This window comes from Ignavibacterium sp. (genome assembly GCF_025998815.1).
Taxonomy (GTDB): Bacteria; Bacteroidota; Ignavibacteria; order Ignavibacteriales; family Ignavibacteriaceae; genus Ignavibacterium.
The window spans coordinates 3,081,928-3,101,358 of sequence record NZ_AP026678.1; the positions used below are offsets into that span (position 1 = coordinate 3,081,928).

Consider the following 19,431-nt stretch of genomic DNA (forward strand, 5'->3'; position numbering starts at 1 on the left):
GAAGTAAAATGAAAACAATAACTTCAATCTTAATCATTGTGTTTGTTTTAATTGGGGATGTTCTCCCACAGCAGCGTCTTGAAAAACAATTCAAGACTTTCAGAAATCCCGATGAGTTAGTGACTCTTTCTCAGTCACTTCCATTTAATGAAGCAATTGCTTTGTTAAGTAAAGTGAGTGAAATGACTACCGGAAAGAGAATCGTTTCTACAGTTGATTCTAAAGATCCAATCGGAATTGAAATCGAAGGTATGCCATACGATAAAGCATTACTCGTTATTGTTCAATATAATGGTTATATCTTCGAAGAAACTGAAGATGTAATAATTGTAAAGAGACCTGGCGAAGATAAATTAAAATCTTTACCAGAATATGCATCCTTTGATACAAGAGAAGTGAAAATTTCTGCTGTCTTTTTTGAAATGAATGTTTCAGAATCTAAGAAAAGAGGAATCGACTGGAAAATATTATTATCAAAAGGAGATTGGAATGTTGGTGCTGAATTATTTACTCAGACCACTTCGCAACAACAGCAGCAAACAAGACCACCAGAATTAAACATTACAAGTGAAGCATCTGGTAAAGTAGGAAGTTTCTTCGGTCAGGCAACCGCTTTGTTCAGATGGTTCGAAGAAGAAAACCTTGGTGAAATCATCGCTAATCCTTCAGTAGTTGTGAGAGATAAAAATCAGGGAAGAATTCAGGTCGGTTCAGATTTCTCTGTTAGAACCAGAGATTTTGCCGGAAACACTGTTGAAAAGTTCTTCCCAACCGGAACTATTATTGAAGTTACTCCATATATTTATAATGAGAAGGGAATTGATTATATACTTCTTAAAATCCTTGTTGAAAGAAGTTCATTCTCTCTCAATGAACAAACGACAGAAATCAGAAAGACTAACGCTTCTACTCAGATTCTTATGCTCAACGGCGAAGAGACCGTTCTTGGTGGGTTGTTTGTTAACGAAGAAACTCAGACCAGAAATGGAATTCCTTTCTTGAAAGATTTGCCCGGATGGTTTTTCGGATTAAGATATTTATTCGGGTCGGATCAAACTACCGTTACAAAGAAAGAACTGGTAATATTACTTAAAGCAGAGTTGCTTCCTACTCTGCAGGAAAGACATAACAATCCAACTTCTGATAATTTAATTCTTAAGGAAAGAGTAGAATCAAACAACAGAATTAAATATTATCAGCTCAACGGTACTGAATCAATTGAAAACAGGTAAATTAAAATGGAATCAATTTTGATAGTTGATGATGATGTTAATTTATGCAAAGTGCTCAGTGAAGAACTTTCAGAAGTTGGTTACGAAGTAAATTATGTAAATAATGGTTTTGAAGCATTAGATTTTCTGAGAAAAAAATCAGTTGATCTAATGCTTCTTGACCTTAAAATGCCGGGGATTGATGGTTTTGAAGTGCTGAAAGAGATGGAATATCGTGATCTTAAAGCTAAAGTGATTGTTCTTACGGCTTATGCTGATGTTAAAAGTGCTATTGATTCAGCTAAAATGGGTGCGAATGATTTCCTCAGCAAACCTTACGATTTTGACGAGCTACTGATTACAATCAGAAAAGTACTCCAAAAAGAGTAGAGATAATGATACCAAATGAAAATAAGCTTTCGAATACTGCTAATAAATTTTACTGTAGTAGTTATTATTCTTCTTTCAGCCGCCACAGTTTTTTACTCTCTGATTTTTAATACACTCAACTCACAGCAAACCAAAAATCTAATCAATTCATCAAATAGTTTTATTTATTCTTTTCAGAAATTGTTATCTGATCTTGATGAAGAATTACTATCATTTCTTGAAAACAAAAATAAAACTGAATTTATTAATTCCAGGACATTAGACTTTGTTATCTCAGTTAAAGATGATGAAAAAACAATTGAAAAAATTTATTTAACTAAAAATGTTTTAATCAATCCGGATGTAAAAACTGTTTCTAAATTTCTGGAAATTAATCCTCTTGCCATTGTTAAAAGAAAAAATTTTGAAGGACAAACTTATATCTATGGCAAAATAATAAACGCTGGATTTATTGACGATATAGCACAAAGAATAAACGCAGAGATTGCCGTTATTTGGGAAAATTCAGCAGCAGAGCTTTCAAATCCAACTGTTAACAGAGAATACCTTTACCTTATTAATACAGCATATAACTATTTGAAGAGCAAGAATAGTTTTGAAATTTATACTCAGGGAACTAAAGCTTCTGATATTCTTGCAACCTTGTACAAAACTGGTTCAGATGAAGTTCTGAAGACCAATCTTTCTTTTCTGATTTTTAACAAAATGGGTGAAGCAGCAATCCTAAGGGATACCTTAAAAAATGTTTTGTTCATCATTGGTTTTGTTGGAATTATAATTTCATTGATACTTACTTACCTTCTTACAAACAAAATAAGAAGACAGATTGGTGAGTTGAGTTTTGCAACAGAAGAAATAAGAAGTGGCAATTACAATACACGGGTACTTATAAAAGGTAAGGATGAAGTTGCCAGATTAGGTGATGCGTTCAATCTTATGCTTGATGAGATTGTAAAAAATCAGAAAGCGATGAATGACTACACTGAGTTTATAACTCTTATTAATCAAAATCCCTCTTTAACTGAAATATCTGAAGCAGCACTGAAAAAGATTATTAACACTTGCGGATTTACTGTTGGTGCAATTTATTCAGTCGATGATAACGAGATTAGTTTTATTACTTCGTTCGGACTTGGAAACAATAAAATTGCAGTAGAGAACAATATTTTTTATAAAAAAGTTATTGAAACTAAAGAACCACTGACAATAGAATCTGAAAATTTTCTTCCGGTTGCTTCGACAGGAATTTTTGATATCAAAATTAAATATCTGCACATAAGACCTGTAATTTATTCAAATAAAGTTGTAGCGGTTCTGGAGTTCGGTTCATTGAACAAGCCATCTGATGAAGCGATTAATTATCTTTCAAAAATCCAGGATCAACTTGCAATCGGTCTGACTAATGCAAAAGCTTTTGTTCAGTTAGAAAACTTTGTGAAGGAACTAAGTCGCCTTAACGAAGAAATGCAAAAGCAGAATAAGCAGATAACAGAGCAGAATAAAACTTTGTTGGAACTTTCTGACCAGCTTAAAGAAAAAGCAAAAGAACTGGAAATCCAAAAACAGAAGGCAGAGGAATCAACAAAGTTAAAATCACAATTCCTTGCAAGTATGTCGCACGAACTTCGAACTCCAATGAATTCCATTCTTGGTTTAACTGAACTGATTCTTGACAAAGCTCAGCTTGATGATAAAAACCGTGAGAGACTTGAAGTAGTATTAAAAAGCGGAAAGAGATTGATGAATCTTATTAATGACATACTTGATTTATCAAAGATTGAAGCAGGCAAAATGGAAATCCGTGAAGAAGAGATTCTTCTGGAAGAACTTATTGAAGATGTTGCATCAACAATCCAACCGCTTGTCAATGAAAAAGGATTACGATTCACTGTAAATCGTAAATGCGATACAAGAATTATAGTCACTACTGACAAAGGCAGAGTTACGCAGGTGCTAATTAATCTTCTCGGTAATGCGGTTAAATTCACAGACAAAGGAAATATTGAATTAAGTGTTGCTATGACTGATGATAATTATTTGGTCTTTTCCGTTAGCGATACCGGAATTGGAATTCCTGAGGATGCACAAAAAATTATTTTTGAAGAATTCAGACAAGTAGATGGTTCAACAACCAGAAGATATAGTGGAACAGGATTAGGTCTGGCAATTTCCAAAAAGATTATCGATTTACTTGGTGGTAAAATCTGGGTTAAAAGTATAGTTGGAAAAGGTTCAATCTTTTCTTTTACAATTCCAATTAATTATCGAAGTGACTTATGGAACAAAGATTTTGAAATTGATTCACTTGAGGTTGCAAAAAGAAATACAAACAAACCTATTCTTGTTATTGATGATGATCCTGATGTACGCTTTACAATCGGACAATATCTCACCACGCGAGGTTATGAAGTTATCTTCGCATCTGATGCAGAAAGTGGAATCAAGCTTGCAATAGAAAATAAGCCATTTGCAATTACTCTGGATGTAATTCTTCCGGATAAAGATGGGTGGTCTGCATTAAAAGAGCTAAAAGAAAATCCAGCGACGAAAGATATTCCCGTTATTCTTGTTTCTTTTGTTGGTGATAAAAGTATTGGAGTTGGTTTGGGGGCTTTCGATTATCTTGTTAAACCAATAAACGCCGATAATCTTCTTGAAGCTTTTGATAAACTTGAAGCATCTACACAGAAAAAAATTCAAAAGATTGTAATTGTTGATGACGACGAACTTGAGTTTGAAAAATTTAAGAGAGCGTTTAAATCTGAAAATATTTCAATAGAATATATTCAGGATAGCGAATATGCTTTCAATAAAATTTCTGAAGTTCAGCCTGATTTGATAATAATTGATTTACTTATGCCTAAAGTGGATGGAATTTCGCTCACACATAAACTTAAATCGAGCAGAACAACCAGAAACATACCTATCATAATTAGCACAGCAAAAGATTTGACTGATGATGAAAAGAAATCCCTTAATTCGATTGTTGAACATATCGCAGTAAAATCTCAGGGACATCCAATGGATGTTCTGAAAATTGTCCGCGACAGAATCAAACTTCAGGAAGAATCAAAACAATTATCTCCAATTAAGCAACACATCAAGAAAGATGATTCCGAAACTATCTCAAGTCGGAAAAACATTTCGAAAGAACAAGAAGAAATTTTAATTGTTGATGACGATCCCGATACACTTTTTACAATGAATGAATTAGTGCAGTCAATGGGCTATAAAACATATCTGGCAAAATCCGGTAATGAATGTCTTAAAATGTTGGATCATATCAAACCTGATTTAGTTTTGTTAGATATTATGATGCCCGGAATGGATGGTTTTCAAACACTGAAGAATATTAGATTAAATAAAGCTATATCCGATGTTCCGGTTTTTGCAGTAACTGCAAAAGCAATGTCCGGTGATAAAGAAGTAATACTTAAATTTGGATTTAACGATTACATCCCAAAACCAGTTAACTCAACGATAATATCAGCAAAGATTAGTCAACTTTTCTCAAAAGCTAAACAAAATAATTTATGAAAAGAATTTTAGTAATTGATGATTTACCAGAAAATGTTTTTATGCTTCAGGACCGATTGGAGCATGAAGGTTATGAAGTAATAACCGCATACAATGGTTCAACAGGTATTGAAAAAGCATTGACAGAATTACCTGATTTAATTTTGCTTGATGTTATGATGCCTGATATTACCGGCATTGAAGTTTGTCGCAGACTTGTAAATGATCCTGCAACCAAAGATATTCCAATAATTCTTGTAACAGCTAAGTCCGGCGCTGAAGATACAAAAGAAGGACTTGAAGCCGGAGCTTTTGATTATATTAAAAAACCATTTAACAGAGTTGAACTTCTTGCAAGAGTTAAATCTGCTTTGAAATTATCTGAAGCACACAAGCTTCTGCTTGAGGCAGAGAAGCGAGATACTTTTATGGCTACTGTTGTAACTGCAAATCATAAAATCAAACAACCACTGACATTATTAAGCTTATCATCAACTGCGATAAAAAGAGAATTAGAGAAAGATGAAATTTCCAAAGAGATGATTTTAAAGCGAATGAATTATATCGATATTGCAATCAAAGAAATTACGGAAGTATTAAATCAACTTAATGAAATAAGAACACCTGTTCTTTCGAAGTATACTTCTAATATTAAAATGGTTAAACTGGATGAAGATCAGATAGATGAAGGCAAGGATGTTTTAGAGTAAATTAGAGCAGTTCCTGAATTGTCTTTAACATAGTTTCGAATTCATAAGGTTTCAAAAGTTTACTTTGGATATTTACTTTCTTTAATTCTTCATCATCAAAACTTAAACTTCCTGAAGACAGAATTACCGGCATATTAAAATTTCTTTTCCTTAATTCAGACACGCATTCAAGACCGTTCATTTCAGGCATGTTATAGTCAATTATAAGTAAATCAACTTTTATTTCTTCAGTCAGAACCTGAATCACTTCTTCGGATGATTTTACTTTAACAACATAGTAACCATAAGTTTCAAGCATCTCACCAAGGATGTCACTCAACATTTCTTCATCGTCAGCGAGCATTATTATTTTATTTCCTGATTTGGTTTTATCAATTTTATTTGGCTCGAAAGCAGGAATGTAAACATCGAATGTTGTCCCTTCACCAACTTTGCTTGAAACATCAACATGACCATTGTGTGCTTTTATTATTCCGTAAGTAACATATAAGCCCAACCCTGAGCCGGTTTCTTTTTGCTTTGTTGAAAAGTAAGGATCAAAAATTTTTGAAAGATTTTCTTCGTCAATCCCAACGCCTGTATCACTTACAGAAAGCTTAACATATTTACCTTTATCAAGAAGAGGGAAGTTGATTGAATTCTTTTCATCAATAAGAATATTTTCTGCTGAAATAGTAATCTTGCCTTTACCTTCAATTGCTTCTCTTGCATTAACACAAAGATTAAGAAGTATCTGATAAATTTCAGTGCTGTTTCCTAAAATGCTATGAAGATTATTTTCAATTTTTTCTTCAATAGTAATATTCTTTGGAAATGTTTGAATAATAACTTTTATTAATTCGTTTAGTAAAAGATTTGGATAAACAATTTCTTTTCGCTTGGGTGTTGGTTTTCCAAATGATAATAATCCTTTTGTAAGATCTTTAGCACGAACGGAGCAGTTCTCAATATTATCGATTAATCTTGTTACAGATTCAGATGCAGGCACTCTGCTTCTCAGAAGATTCAAGCTACCGAAGATGCTTGATAAAAGATTATTAAAATCATGAGCCATTCCGCTTGAAAGTTTCCCGATTGTTTCAAGTTTTTGTGCCTGCAATAATCTTGATTCCAATGCCTGATTTAATTCACGTGTCTTGATGTTACTTATTGCAAATGATAGTATCGTAGCGAATTGTTCAACTATACTTATGTGGGATGACGAGAAAGTACTGTTTAATTTTCCAAGAATTATTTCAGACTCAAGAACATTATCAAAATAGCAGGGAGCAATGCAAACTGATTCACAATTCAACGACTGAACAATTCCATAACCAATATTATTTTGATGATTTAATGCGAGTAAAGGTCTTCTGTTTATATCGAGCCATTTTGTAATAAAAGAAGAATTGTAACTTAAAACTTTTTCAATTTCTTCTTTCGATGAAATTACATTCTGAGGATCAAAATAAATGTAATGACGCTTATCATCTCTTTCATAAAGCACGACAATACCAAAATCACTCTTGGTAATGTTGTATAATCTCGATAAAACTTCCTCTGAAATTAATTCAACTGATTTTTCTTTAAGAAGTAACACTAAAATTTCCTGAAGCTCTTTCTGGAACTTCAGATTCTGAATTATTTGGTCATTTTGAACATCACCGCTGTAATCTGACAGAGGATAAAGTTCTACAAAGAAAGCCCCTTCATTATTTTTTTTTGCCTGAGATATTGGAGTGATGATTAAATTTTTTCCGTAAGAAGGTAGAGGAACAACTATTGATTTGGAACCCGAAATTACTTCGTTCTCATTAGGTAATGTTATATTAAAAAGACTGCTGAGCGAAATTCCTTTTATCCTTCCGGTGCCAGCAGTCTTTTTAAAGCTTTTATTGAACCAGGTAACTTTAAAGTTTTTATCAGCTAATGCAATTCCTGTATTCTGAATTTCAAATAAATCAGCTGCATTAATTCTTCTTAACAAATCATCAGACATTTAATCAATTCTGCTTGAGTTCGTATTTTTTAATTTTAGTGTAAAGAGTCTTCGGACTGATACCAAGTTGCATTGCGGTTTGTGTTCTGTCCCATTTGTTTGCATTCAGAACATTTTCAATATGCCACTTTTCAAGTTCTTCCATACTTAAAATATCGGATGGAATTTCAACCTGACCTTTACCTCTTGCAACAACGCCACTTCTTGAAGTTGGCAGATTTAAATCTTCCGCTTTGATTACATCACCATCTGCAAAAATAATTGCTCTTTCAATTATGTGTTCAAGTTCTCTGACATTTCCAGTAAAATCATAATTCATTAACAACTCTGCTGCCTCAGGTGAAAGTCTCTTTGGTGACTTTATTGGTGATTTTGATTCAAGAAAATAATTTGCAAGCGGAATTATGTCTTCTCTTCTTTCTCTTAATGGTGGAATAGTTAAAGTTATTACATTCAGTCTGAAAAGAAGATCTTTTCTGAAATTTCTGTTTTCAGCTTCTTCCAAAAGATTTCTGTTTGTAGCCCCAATAACTCTCACATTTGAAGTCAGATTTGTTACTCCACCAATTCTTCTGTATTCACCATTTTCAAGAAATCTTAAAAGTTTCGGTTGAAGTGATAAACTAAGTTCACCAATTTCATCGAGAAACAAAGTTCCGCCGTGAGCAATTTCAACAAGACCTTGCTTTGTAGATTTTGCATCTGTGAAAGCACCTTTTTCATGTCCGAATAATTCGCTTTCAATCAACTGATCTGGCAATGATGCACAGTTGATTGCCACAAATGGTTTATCTTTTCGTGCAGATTGCTTATGAATATATTCTGCAAATAATTCTTTACCAGTGCCTGTTTCGCCTTCAATCAAAATATTTGAATCAGACATTGCCGCTTTATTTGCCAAAGTCAAAACACGGTGTAAAGCTTTACTTGAACCGATAATATTAACAGGATGTTTTTTAAGGAATTCTTTTTCTAAAATTTCGGTCTTTAAAAGAAGATTTTTGTGTTCAAGCGCACGGTTGATTGTTAAAACTAATTCCTCGGGGTCATGCGGTTTCGGAATATAATCATAAGCACCTGCTTTGATACATTGAATGGCTTTCTTCATTTCCGTTTGTGAAGAAAGTATTATTACTTCTATCGAAGGATATTCATCTTTTATAAATTTCAATACTTCTTCACCCTGAACCTCTCTCATATTAAGGTCAAGAAGAACAACATCGTAATTTTTTTGCTTAATTGCATCGATTGCATATTTGCCGTCATAAACGGCGTCAACATTAAAACCTTCTTCGATAAGCTGCTCTTTAAGAAGGTAACATAAAGCTTCCTCGTCATCACAAACGAGAATTTTAGAATTTTTTGCCAGTTCTGTCATATCCCACCATTAAATAATTATCAATGATTTGTATAAAAAATTAGTGTTCTATATATTTGGCACTCAAATTTTTAAGGGCGCGTAGCTCAGGGGTAGAGCATCTGCCTTTTAAGCAGAGGGTCGGTGGTTCGAGCCCACCCGCGCTCACAACAAGTAAAAATTGCCACTTAAATGTGGCTTTTTTTATGCCCTCCATGCCAAATTTTTCAAATGAACCGCTCTAATAATAACATATTATATTAAAATCAGCAAATTTCTAAAGATTTTATGTATTTTAGTGTAAATTTTTCCGACATTTAATGAGCATTTTATGGGTGAATTAGTTTTCTGGACAATCATTAGAACCGCATTTTTAATTTTAATTCTTTGGTTTAGTAAAGATGTTTGGGGCGAGAAATATTTCTGGCTGATTGTATCTCTTTCTTTTTATCTTTTTGTAATCTCACCAGCTATATCTTTCTACAGAAAATTTGTTGAGAAAAATAAAGAAGTTCTTGAGTCCTCGCTATGTTCGAGCTGTAAACATTTTGATGAAAGTGCAGTTCTTTGTATGAAGTATGATAAGCATCCCACGAAGGATTTTATTCCGTGTGAAGGCTCTGCATGGGAGCCAAAATAGAAATAATATTTTCATTTAAATTTTCATAGCTTAACCCATAGAAAAAATTTTTTTATGTCATTAAAGAAGAAAAAAATATTAACCACTAATAATTCCTTCGAAGCAGCTAATAAAGGAATTCGTACCACGATACTCGGAATTATCACAAGCATTTTGCTTGCAGCAATTAAAGCAATTGCAGGCATAATGGGAAATTCATATGCACTTGTTGCTGATGCTATCGAATCTGCTTCTGATGTTTTCACTTCAATTATAGTTTTAGCCGGATTAAGGATTGCCCAATTACCTCCTGATCAGAAGCACCCGTATGGACACGGAAAAGCAGAACCTTTTGCAGGAATAGTTGTTGCAATTGCCTTGTTTGTTGCTGCAATTATAATAATCACACAAAGCATTCACGAAATAATAACTCCACATCATGCACCGGCACCATTTACTTTAATAGTGTTGGTTGTTGTTGTTCTGACAAAAGAACTTCTTTTCAGATACATCATTAAAGTTGGAACTGATGTAAACAGCGTTGCAGTTAAAAACGATGCCTGGCATCATCGGAGTGATGCTATAACTTCCGGTGCTGCATTCATTGGAATTTCAATTGCTTTAATAGGTGGTGAGGGTTATGAACAAGCTGATGATTTCGCGGCTTTGTTTGCTTCCGGAGTTATAATTTTTAACGCTTATCGGTTACTAAGGCCTGCACTTGATGAAATTATGGATGCAGCACCTTCTAAAGAAATCAATCAGGAGATTATTAATGCAACAAACTCAGTTGATGGAGTGATTGCTACTGATAAATGCTATGTAAGAAAAATGGGACTTGACTATTTTATTGATATTCACATAATCGTTGATGGTAATCTTACAGTACACGATGGTCATGAAATTGCCCACAATGTGAAGGATTATCTTAAGAGTACCTTTCCACAGATTTCAAATGTTCTGGTTCATGTAGAACCTGCTACCGAAGAAAGATTAAGCAGAGATCATATAATTGAACAGACAAAAAATAAGTCAAGCTGAATTACTCAATGCCTTGCCTTTTCTGGAAGGTTATAGTAAAGCCGGAGCAGAGGAATTTCTTTCTCAATCGGTTTACAGCCGAATTCCAAAAGGGAAGATAATTTCAACAGAAGGAGATAGTTGTTCAAATTTTTCTTTTGTTCTGAATGGCTCAATAAAAGTTTATAAAATTGCAGATAACGGAAGGGAAATTACACTTTACTATTTGAACAAAGGTGATTCGTGTATTCTTACAGCTTCCTGCATCTTATCAAAGAAAAAATTTCCTGCAATTTCTCAGGCAGAAGTTGACACCGAAGTTTTAACAATTCCAGCTGAAATTTTATTGGAATGGGTTGATAAATATGAGCATTGGCGCTCTTATGTTTTTGGTTTATTAAGTAACAGACTTGCTGATATAATCACAATTGTTGAAGAAATAATTTTCAGAAATGTTGATAAACGACTTGTTAATTATCTTCTTAAAAATGCCAAACCTGGTCATAAAGAAATTCTGAAAACACATTATGCAATTGCGAGCGATATTGGCACATCAAGAGAAGTTGTGAGTAGATTATTGAAAGAATTTGAAGATTCGAACCTGATTACTCTTTCCCGGAAAAGTATCACAATTCTTGATTCAAAAGCCCTCGAAGAAAAACTAAAAAAATAATATTGTGACTTTGTCACTTTTCCTGCATCTCACCAACTGTATTTTAGAATCAGAAGTTAAAATAAAATTCTCTCAATAAACTAAAGGAGGTCAAAATGACTGCTAATGTTGGAAGCGCTGATAAAATTATCCGAATTGTTCTTGGTCTTGCAATTATTGTAATCGGATATCTTAATGAAAGTTGGTGGGGATTAGTAGGACTTGTTCCATTGATAACTGCATTTATGGGCTTCTGTCCTGCATATTCTCTGTTGGGAGTTTCAACTAAAGCCAAAGTCCCGACTGAGAAAATGAAAGTGTAAGTTGATTTGAAGATAGTCGCAGAGAATAACTGCGACTATCTTTTCTTTATACCAATTCTCTTTGAAATTCTGCAGCCATAAATACTACAATCTTAAATCGTTGTGTTACTTTTAATTAATCTTATCCAGACTTGATACAATCACATCACCCATTGAACTTAAGTATTCTTCAAGAAAAGGTTTTGCAGAAACATCAATTATTACCAAAACATTTTTGCCCGGATAGAATGAACTTATCTCTCTGATGTTTGCTGCAATTCTCAGACACTTCATTTCCCAAAGGGCAACTCTTGTTCTGTCTAAACCGGAATCAAGAAACATTTTATAATAGATTCCCCAATTTTTATTTGATGAATTTATCAGATAATCTAATGAGTTTATATGTTTGAAAAATGGAAGAAGATTTTTCTTTGCCAAACCTTCTTTTAGTGTTCTGTCTGTTTGAAAATCTAAAACATCTTTTCGTGAATTCAGATAAACCTCACTAATCAACATTTCTTCATAAAGTTTGTCGGAAATTTTATCAAGATAAAATTTATCCGAGTAATCATTAATCGGATAAATTTTTTGAATTTTCAATTGCCTGGCAAGCCGAATTCCAATTGAACTATTTTCATCATTAGAGTTTACAAGATTTTCCAGCTCGTCTTTTATTGATGGTTCAATTTCAGCTCTGGATTTTTCTTCCTTTGTAAAATAACTCCATTGAAGCGAAGCACTGTAAATATCATAAGCAGCAATTAAATTTTTTATTAATTCCAAGCGATCATCAAACGAAATTTGTGAATAATCTTTTTTTAGCAAAGAATCAACTTCATCAGCAGCTTTAGAGTAACTGATTTTATATTTTTTTCTTACTAATTCAGCTAATTTAATTTCTTTAGGAGCAAGCGAACTCACAAGCTTTGAATGATAATCATCAAGATGTTGAAATGCTTCTATTTCTTTGGGTGATATTCCATCAATACAAATTAAGGATGGATTGAATTTTTTTAGTACAAAAATCAAACTATCAAGTAAAGCTGGAGAAAAATCTTTCCTAAGTACATTCAAAGGTGGAACACCAAGTATCAGAACATTGGATTTAAATTCATCAGGTGTAAGCTTCTGTAAGTTTTTAATGGGATCTTCACTCTCAATTGAAACGGTTAGTTCTTTATCAGGCATTTCTTTCAAACAACCAAAAAATAAAACAGAAAAGGAGACAATAAGCAAAATCAATTTGGCTTTCATTTATCAGAAACCTCACTTTTTTTATTTTTGTTAGAAAGCAAACCGGGTAACATCATTCCCACAATTACTCCGATAGCAAAAACAAGAAACATCAGCAGTACCTGCGATATAGGGAATGAGAAAAACAAAAAGTGAATATTTATTACTTCAATATTTTGAATAACAAACACAATAAATATTGCAACAAGAATTAATGTGATGATTACTTTAGCTTTCATCTTTTTCTCTGAAAAATATATGGTTTAATTATTCGTGAGCTATCCAATAGCCGCTGATACTGAATACTTTTGAATCTGCCCAGGTTCTTATTTTAATTGTAAAACCATCTCTCGAAATGGAAATTGCTTCAACATTATATCTTTGATTTGCATTTTTATCAGCATCAATCTGGGTAACTGACAACGCAACTTTTGGTTTATTCTCGAATGGTGTTGGAAAGCGTACGCTTATTGTCATTGCTCGTTCACCCTGATTGGTATGAAGATTATATCCTGCCTGACCTTCTTTTACTGACCAGGTACCTGATTGCACCTGTGCCGAAGTATTGATAAGAAAAAATAAAGTCAGGATTGCCGTAAGAGATAATAAATTTTTCATAGCAAATCTCCGTTGAATTGTTGTTGTAAAGAGTTGAGAAGAACTAATGTTAAATTAATCTATTATGAGCGAACCTGAAAATAATTTTATCAGGTTATTATTAAATGATGTTGTGAAAATTTGTGATTAAGCCCTTCAATTATAATTATCAGGAAGCGTTTAAATTGTATTTATGAGCTTGTCTTTTTATTTTGGCTCACGAAAAAATTTAAATAAAATCAGGAAAGGATATGATTCAAACACAAAGAACAATTGCTAATCCAGTATCGATGAGTGGAATCGGACTTCATACAGGTACTGAATGCACGATGACTTTTAAACCTGCAGCAGAAAATACCGGAATCAGATTTGTAAGAGTTGATTTGGGAGGTAATCCGGAAATTCCTGCTGTTGCTGAACATGTCGTTGATGTTTCGAGAGGTACTACAATCGGAATTGGTGAAGCTAAAGTTCATACAGTAGAACATGTTTTAGCTGCAATCGTAGGATTACAAATTGATAACATCATAATTGAGCTCGATGGAATTGAACCGCCGGTTGGTGATGGAAGTGCTTTACCTTATGTAGAGGTTCTGCAGAAAGCAGGATTCGTTCAGCAGGAAGCACCAAAAGATTATCTTGTGATTGATGAAACTGTAATGTATCACAATGAAGAAAAACAAATTGATATTGTTGCACTTCCGCTTGATGGTTACAGAATTACTGTAATGGTTGATTATCAGAATCCGGCTTTGGGCAGTCAGCATACTGGTTTATTTGATCTTGAAAAAGAATTCGTAACAGAGTTTGCACCTGCAAGAACATTTTGTTTTCTAAGTGAAGTAGAAGCACTTGCAAATCAGGGCTTGATTAAAGGTGGTGATTTGGATAATGCTGTTGTAATTGTAGATCATAATTTAAATGATAATGAACTGAAAGAACTTGGTAAGAAAATCGGAATAACTGAAAATTTTGTTTTAGGTGAAAAAGGAATTCTGAACAATAAAGAATTAAGATTTAAGAATGAACCAGTAAGGCATAAACTTCTTGATTTAATGGGTGATTTGGCATTGATTGGTGCACCAATTAAAGCTCAGATACTTGCGGCTCGTCCTGGTCACAAAGCAAATGTTGAGTTTGCAAAACAGATAAGAAAACTTTATCAACAGAAAAAACTTGTAAAGAAATTTCAATTTGTAAAGAAAGAAGGAGTTGTTTTCGATTCGAATGCAATTCAGAGAATTCTTCCGCATCGTTATCCATTTCTTTTGGTTGATAAGATAATTCATCTCGATATGGATAAAAAAGTAATTGGTGTAAAATCAGTTACTGTAAATGAACCTTTCTTCGTTGGTCATTTCCCTGGTCAACCGATAATGCCCGGAGTATTGATACTCGAAGCAATGGCTCAAACAGGTGGAATACTTCTTCTCAACTCATTTCCAAATCCGGAAGAAAAATTAGTTTACTTTATGCAGATAAATAATGCCAAATTCAGAAAACCTGTTGTTCCCGGTGATCAGCTTTTTATGGAAGTCGAATTAACTCAGAAGAAAAGTAAAGTTGTGATGATGGCTGCTCGTTCTTATGTTAATGATGTTCTCGTTGCTGAAGCTGAATTTATGGCTGGTATTGTAGATAGAGAACAAAAAACCGAAGAGTAATTTTTATGAATTCTATTCATCCAACCGCGATTGTAAGCCCCAAAGCAAAAATTGGTGATAATAATAAAATCGGTCCGTTCGCAATTATTCAGGATGATGTTGAAATCGGAAATGATTGTGAAATTGGTCCTCACGCTGTTATTTATGATGGTGCAAGAATCGGGAACAAAGTTAAGATTAAACAATCTGCTTCAATCGCACATGTTCCTCAGGATTTAAAATTTGGTAATGAAGAATCTGTATTCATAATTGGTGATAATACAGTGATTCATGAGTTCGTTACTCTTCACAGAGGAACAAAAGAAACAAAGATGTCTCGAATAGGAAAAAATTGTTTGCTGATGGCTTATTCACATGTTGCCCACGATTGCGAAATAGGTGATAATGTTATTTTGGCAAATGGAGTTCAGATTGCCGGACATGTTCATATCGAAGATTATGCTATCATTGGTGGAATGACACCAGTTCATCAGTTTTGTAAAGTTGGTTGTCACGCGATGGTTGGCGGAGGTTTGCGCGCTGTTCAGGATGTTCCACCTTATATTCTTTGCGGAGATTTACCACTTCGGTTTGCAGGATTAAATGTTATAGGATTGCGTCGTCGTGGTTTTGCAACTCAGGATATCGAAGCACTGAAGAAGGCTTATAATTATATTTATGACAAATCATTAAATGTATCGCAGGCATTAAAGAAAATTGAAGAGGAATTAATTGATAACAAACATGTTCAGCATGTTGTTGAATTTATCCGCTCGAGTAAGCGAGGAATTATTGGCAAATGAAGTTTGATGTGATTCTCTCCGGAGAGAATAATGGTAAATTCAATATGGACTTTGATATTGAACTTGCCAAAAGTTTTCCTTCCAATCCAATTCTAAGACTTTATAGATGGAAACCTTATTGTATTTCGCATGGTGCAAATCAAAGATTGGATGAGGTAAATTACTCAAAAGCATTCAGTGATAATATTGATGTAGTAAAAAGACCGACAGGAGGAAGAGCAATTCTTCACTCAGAGGAACTAACTTACTCGGTTGTTTTTCCTTTGGAACTGATTTATTCTGCAAGAGAAATTTATAATGAAATTAATGTTGCGCTCAGAGAAGGATTAATTTTATTTGATACTTCACTAAACGAATTAGAATTAGAACACAATCAGGTTGATTTCAAAAATTTTTATAAGGAAGATAAAAGTGCAATTTGTTTTGCTGTATCTGCAAAGAGCGAAATAAATTTCAGAAATAAAAAACTTGTTGGCAGTGCACAAAGGAAAATAGGAAAAGTTGTTCTTCAGCACGGATCAATTTTGTGCGGAGATTTTCATCTGAAAATTACAGACTATCTGAATGTTGATGATGAAAGAAAATCCCAGATAAAAAATGAAATTGCAGAAACCACAATTGATCTCAGGTCAATTCTTAAACAGGAAATTAATTATGAATATCTTTCTGATTGTTTAATTCAAGGTTTCAAAAAACATTTTAATGCGGATGTTGATGTTAAAGAGTTTTCTCTCCAATAAAAAAAATCATTGTATTGAGTTTACTGGTTTTTTACTTATTCTAATCTTGTTTTCTCCTTCAGAAAAAATTTTTGCTCAGATTGAATCAAGATTATTTCTTGAAAAAGCATTTATTACTGACATCAAACAATTTGATAATGAAATTTGGGTTGCCACTTACGGACAGGGAATTTATCAATACAATCCAAAAGAAAACAAATGGACCAACTACTCATCAAAAACCAGTGAATTAAATAATGATTTATTCCACTGCGTTGCGGTTAACAAAAATTTTATTTGGGGTGGTGGTAATGAAGGTCTTTTTATCTTTAACAGGAAAACTAAAAAATGGACACTCAAAAAATTTTCCGATGGTGGTGAGTTCGGGAATTGGATAAGAACTTTATATCTTGATTTAAGAAACAACAAACTGTGGATTGGAAGATTCAGAAACATCACATTGTTCGATCTTAAAACCAACACTTACAAAGAATACAACAAAGAGATAAATGGTAATTCAAAAACAAATAACATTAACTGTATCTCTGCAGAAGGTGATAGCGCAATCTGGTTTGGAGCTGAAAGCGGCGTTCATAAACTAAACTTGAAAACAAAAGATGAAAATACTGCCTGGGAATATTTCACAAACAAAGGTCGCTGGTTTAAAGGTGAAGGTGTTTCTGTATCAGTTACTGATATTCTCTTTCAAAAAAAATCTATTTGGTTCGGAACGGATGAGTTCATAACGAAAGAACAACCTCAATACAATATTGGTGGAATTTATGTTTATGACAGAAAATTAAATTGGGAAAGAATAGGTAAAGCAAATGGACTTGGAGGAAATGGAATTTATGCTTTGGAAAAAGTTGGCAATTATATCTTCGCCGGTGTTTATGAATTTCGGATGCAGGATAAATCCGAATATGGCAAAGGATTGTATATGATAAATCGTTTGAATAAAAAAGTTATCCCGATTGATCTTAATCAGATTGATATCTCAACTTCCACAATCAGAAAAATCCATTTTGATGGTAATTACCTTTGGCTTGGAACAGATAATGGAATTGTAAGAATTACAATCTCAAATCCGCTTGCCAAATGGGGCGTCAGATAGCTATTCAATCATTTCGTGAGAATGTTAACCTGCCTTTTTAACCATCTTATTTTATAGTTATTTTGCAAATCAAATTTCAATAATCAGAGAAAAAGTATGATTAAAATTCCTGAAAAAAGATTATTACAGTTAAAAAAGAACTTCAGAAATAAACGCATTGCGATTGTGGGCGATATGATGCTTGATATTTATTTCTGGGGAGATGTTAAAAGAATTTCACCTGAAGCACCGGTTCCTGTACTTGAAGTTGAAAATGAAATTTTCAGATTTGGCGGAGCTGCAAACTGTGCACTAAACATTCTTAAACTTGGTGGAATTCCCGAACCTATTGGAGTAATCGGTTACGATAGCTTTGGTTCAATATTTAATTCACTTCTGCAGGAAATGAATATTTCTCACGATGGAATTATCATTGATGATGAAAGACCAACAACAGCTAAAACAAGAGTTATCGCCGGAAGCCAGCATGTAGTTAGAATTGATAAAGAAAGCAAGAATACAATTAACAAAAACATTCAGGATAAAATTTATAAATATCTTGAAAGCATAATTGATAAGATTGATGGAATAATTCTTCAGGATTACAATAAAGGAGTTCTTTCGGAATCACTTATTAAAAAAATTATTTCACTCGCTAATAAGAAGAATGTACTGATTACAGTTGATCCGAAATTTCATAACTTCTTTGCTTACAAAAATGTTACAGTATTCAAACCAAACAGAAAAGAAGCTGAAGATGTGTTAGGTATGAAAATCAAAACCGATGAAGATATTTCTAAAGCAGGGAATATTCTCTTGAAAAAGTTAAATGCGAAAAACATTTTGCTTACTCTTGGTGAAGGTGGTATTGCAGTTTTTGAAAAAGGTAAAGGTGAAAGAAGAATGCCAACTAAAGCAAGAAAGGTTGCGGATGTTTCAGGTGCTGGTGATACGGTTATTTCCACTTTAACAATTGCACTTGCTGCAGGTGCTGATGTAATTGAAGCTTCTTATCTTGCAAATTATGCTGGTGGACTCGTTTGTGAAGAAGTTGGAATTGTTCCAATTGAAGCAGATTATTTATTCGAAACAATTTTAAAAGAAAATAAATGAAAATGATTTTATCACGGGATGAAATAAAAAAAGTTAGAGCAGAGCTAAAATCAAAAAATAAAAAAGTTGTTTTCACCAATGGCTGTTTTGATTTAATCCATTCTGGTCATGTTGATTATCTTGTAAAAGCCAAACAACTCGGGGATGTTCTTATTGTTGGTCTTAACACAGATGATTCTGTAAGAAGAATTAAAGGCGATAAAAGACCAATCCTTAAACAGGATGAAAGAGCTTTTATTGTTTCTAATTTAAAACCCGTTGATTATGTTACTTTTTTTGATGAGGATACTCCGGCAGAAATAATTTCAGATTTAATTCCGGATATATTAGTTAAAGGTGCTGATTGGTCAATCGATAAAATTGTCGGAAGAGAAGTTGTTGAAGCAAATGGCGGAGAAGTTAAAACAATTGAATTTGTAAATGACCAATCAACTTCAAAAATTATTCAAACAATTCTAAGCAGATACAAATAAAA

The 19,431-nt window shown here is 33.3% G+C and carries 19 protein-coding genes and 1 tRNA gene; 15 read left to right on the forward strand and 5 right to left on the reverse strand.

Features of this window, described 5'->3' with window-relative positions; genetic code table 11:
* Positions 1 to 8 precede the first annotated feature (8 nt).
* From Q0X14_RS13310 to Q0X14_RS13325, 4 genes are read left to right on the forward strand one after another with little or no spacing between them, the layout of a single operon-like run.
* The gene (locus Q0X14_RS13310; protein WP_297839556.1) at positions 9 to 1,232 is read left to right on the forward strand and encodes a type II secretion system protein GspD; all 1,224 of its coding nucleotides are present in this window, start codon (positions 9 to 11) and stop codon (positions 1,230 to 1,232) included.
* 6 nt (positions 1,233 to 1,238) lie between these two features.
* Complete coding sequence (locus tag Q0X14_RS13315; RefSeq protein WP_297839559.1) at positions 1,239 to 1,601, forward strand: response regulator; 363 nt, start codon at positions 1,239 to 1,241, stop codon at positions 1,599 to 1,601.
* A gap of 15 nt (positions 1,602 to 1,616) precedes the next feature.
* Positions 1,617 to 5,138, forward strand: coding sequence for a response regulator (locus Q0X14_RS13320; RefSeq protein WP_297839562.1), 3,522 nt, complete (start codon positions 1,617 to 1,619; stop codon positions 5,136 to 5,138).
* The gene (locus Q0X14_RS13325; RefSeq protein WP_297839564.1) at positions 5,135 to 5,827 is read left to right on the forward strand and encodes a response regulator; all 693 of its coding nucleotides are present in this window, start codon (positions 5,135 to 5,137) and stop codon (positions 5,825 to 5,827) included. Before Q0X14_RS13320 ends, Q0X14_RS13325 begins: the two co-directional genes overlap by 4 nt.
* Before the next feature lies 1 nt (position 5,828).
* On the opposite strand, the gene Q0X14_RS13330 is transcribed toward Q0X14_RS13325, so the two are convergent.
* Positions 5,829 to 7,805: an ATP-binding protein gene (locus Q0X14_RS13330; RefSeq protein WP_297839567.1), complete on the reverse strand. Its 1,977-nt coding sequence runs from the start codon at positions 7,803 to 7,805 to the stop codon at positions 5,829 to 5,831.
* Positions 7,806 to 7,809: 4 nt separating this feature from the next.
* On the reverse strand, positions 7,810 to 9,183 hold the full coding sequence (locus Q0X14_RS13335; RefSeq protein WP_297839570.1) for a sigma-54 dependent transcriptional regulator: 1,374 nt from the start codon (positions 9,181 to 9,183) through the stop codon (positions 7,810 to 7,812).
* A gap of 75 nt (positions 9,184 to 9,258) precedes the next feature.
* Here Q0X14_RS13335 and Q0X14_RS13340 point away from each other — a divergent pair.
* From Q0X14_RS13340 to Q0X14_RS13360, 5 genes are all read left to right on the forward strand, one after another.
* Positions 9,259 to 9,330 (forward strand) — tRNA-Lys (locus Q0X14_RS13340).
* 163 nt (positions 9,331 to 9,493) lie between these two features.
* Positions 9,494 to 9,802, forward strand: coding sequence for a hypothetical protein (locus Q0X14_RS13345; protein ID WP_297839573.1), 309 nt, complete (start codon positions 9,494 to 9,496; stop codon positions 9,800 to 9,802).
* 54 nt (positions 9,803 to 9,856) lie between these two features.
* On the forward strand, positions 9,857 to 10,822 hold the full coding sequence (locus Q0X14_RS13350) for a cation diffusion facilitator family transporter (protein WP_297839576.1): 966 nt from the start codon (positions 9,857 to 9,859) through the stop codon (positions 10,820 to 10,822).
* A complete protein-coding gene (locus Q0X14_RS13355) occupies positions 10,794 to 11,474 on the forward strand; it encodes a Crp/Fnr family transcriptional regulator (protein ID WP_297839579.1) in 681 nt (226 codons plus the stop codon). Before Q0X14_RS13350 ends, Q0X14_RS13355 begins: the two co-directional genes overlap by 29 nt.
* Before the next feature lie 95 nt (positions 11,475 to 11,569).
* Complete coding sequence (locus Q0X14_RS13360; RefSeq protein ID WP_297839583.1) at positions 11,570 to 11,776, forward strand: DUF2892 domain-containing protein; 207 nt, start codon at positions 11,570 to 11,572, stop codon at positions 11,774 to 11,776.
* Between the two features lie 111 nt (positions 11,777 to 11,887).
* Here the strand turns inward: Q0X14_RS13360 and Q0X14_RS13365 are convergent, their stop codons facing one another.
* The 3 genes from Q0X14_RS13365 to Q0X14_RS13375 are packed head-to-tail and all read right to left on the reverse strand — an operon-like array spanning position 11,888 to position 13,606.
* The gene (locus tag Q0X14_RS13365; protein WP_297839585.1) at positions 11,888 to 13,009 is read right to left on the reverse strand and encodes a DUF5694 domain-containing protein; all 1,122 of its coding nucleotides are present in this window, start codon (positions 13,007 to 13,009) and stop codon (positions 11,888 to 11,890) included.
* Complete coding sequence (locus Q0X14_RS13370; RefSeq protein ID WP_297839588.1) at positions 13,006 to 13,227, reverse strand: LapA family protein; 222 nt, start codon at positions 13,225 to 13,227, stop codon at positions 13,006 to 13,008. Before Q0X14_RS13370 ends, Q0X14_RS13365 begins: the two co-directional genes overlap by 4 nt.
* Positions 13,228 to 13,255: 28 nt before the next feature.
* Positions 13,256 to 13,606, reverse strand: coding sequence for an H-type lectin domain-containing protein (locus Q0X14_RS13375; protein ID WP_297839591.1), 351 nt, complete (start codon positions 13,604 to 13,606; stop codon positions 13,256 to 13,258).
* A 230-nt stretch (positions 13,607 to 13,836) separates the two neighbouring features.
* Between Q0X14_RS13375 and Q0X14_RS13380 the strand changes: the two genes are divergently transcribed.
* The 6 genes from Q0X14_RS13380 to rfaE2 all read left to right on the forward strand — a co-directional run bounded on the left by Q0X14_RS13380 (position 13,837) and on the right by rfaE2 (position 19,429).
* On the forward strand, positions 13,837 to 15,249 hold the full coding sequence (locus Q0X14_RS13380; RefSeq protein WP_297839594.1) for a bifunctional UDP-3-O-[3-hydroxymyristoyl] N-acetylglucosamine deacetylase/3-hydroxyacyl-ACP dehydratase: 1,413 nt from the start codon (positions 13,837 to 13,839) through the stop codon (positions 15,247 to 15,249).
* Between the two features lie 5 nt (positions 15,250 to 15,254).
* Complete coding sequence (gene lpxA, locus Q0X14_RS13385) at positions 15,255 to 16,031, forward strand: acyl-ACP--UDP-N-acetylglucosamine O-acyltransferase (protein ID WP_297839597.1); 777 nt, start codon at positions 15,255 to 15,257, stop codon at positions 16,029 to 16,031.
* On the forward strand, positions 16,028 to 16,771 hold the full coding sequence (locus tag Q0X14_RS13390) for a hypothetical protein (RefSeq protein WP_297839600.1): 744 nt from the start codon (positions 16,028 to 16,030) through the stop codon (positions 16,769 to 16,771). Before lpxA ends, Q0X14_RS13390 begins: the two co-directional genes overlap by 4 nt.
* Positions 16,746 to 17,864 carry a hypothetical protein gene (locus Q0X14_RS13395; RefSeq protein ID WP_297839603.1) on the forward strand — a complete coding sequence of 373 codons (1,119 nt, stop codon included), beginning with the start codon at positions 16,746 to 16,748 and terminating at the stop codon, positions 17,862 to 17,864. The genes Q0X14_RS13390 and Q0X14_RS13395 overlap by 26 nt, the downstream gene beginning before the upstream one ends.
* Before the next feature lie 96 nt (positions 17,865 to 17,960).
* Positions 17,961 to 18,956, forward strand: coding sequence for a D-glycero-beta-D-manno-heptose-7-phosphate kinase (gene rfaE1, locus Q0X14_RS13400; RefSeq protein WP_297839606.1), 996 nt, complete (start codon positions 17,961 to 17,963; stop codon positions 18,954 to 18,956).
* A complete protein-coding gene (rfaE2, locus tag Q0X14_RS13405) occupies positions 18,953 to 19,429 on the forward strand; it encodes a D-glycero-beta-D-manno-heptose 1-phosphate adenylyltransferase (protein ID WP_297839609.1) in 477 nt (158 codons plus the stop codon). Before rfaE1 ends, rfaE2 begins: the two co-directional genes overlap by 4 nt.
* Positions 19,430 to 19,431 lie beyond the last annotated feature (2 nt).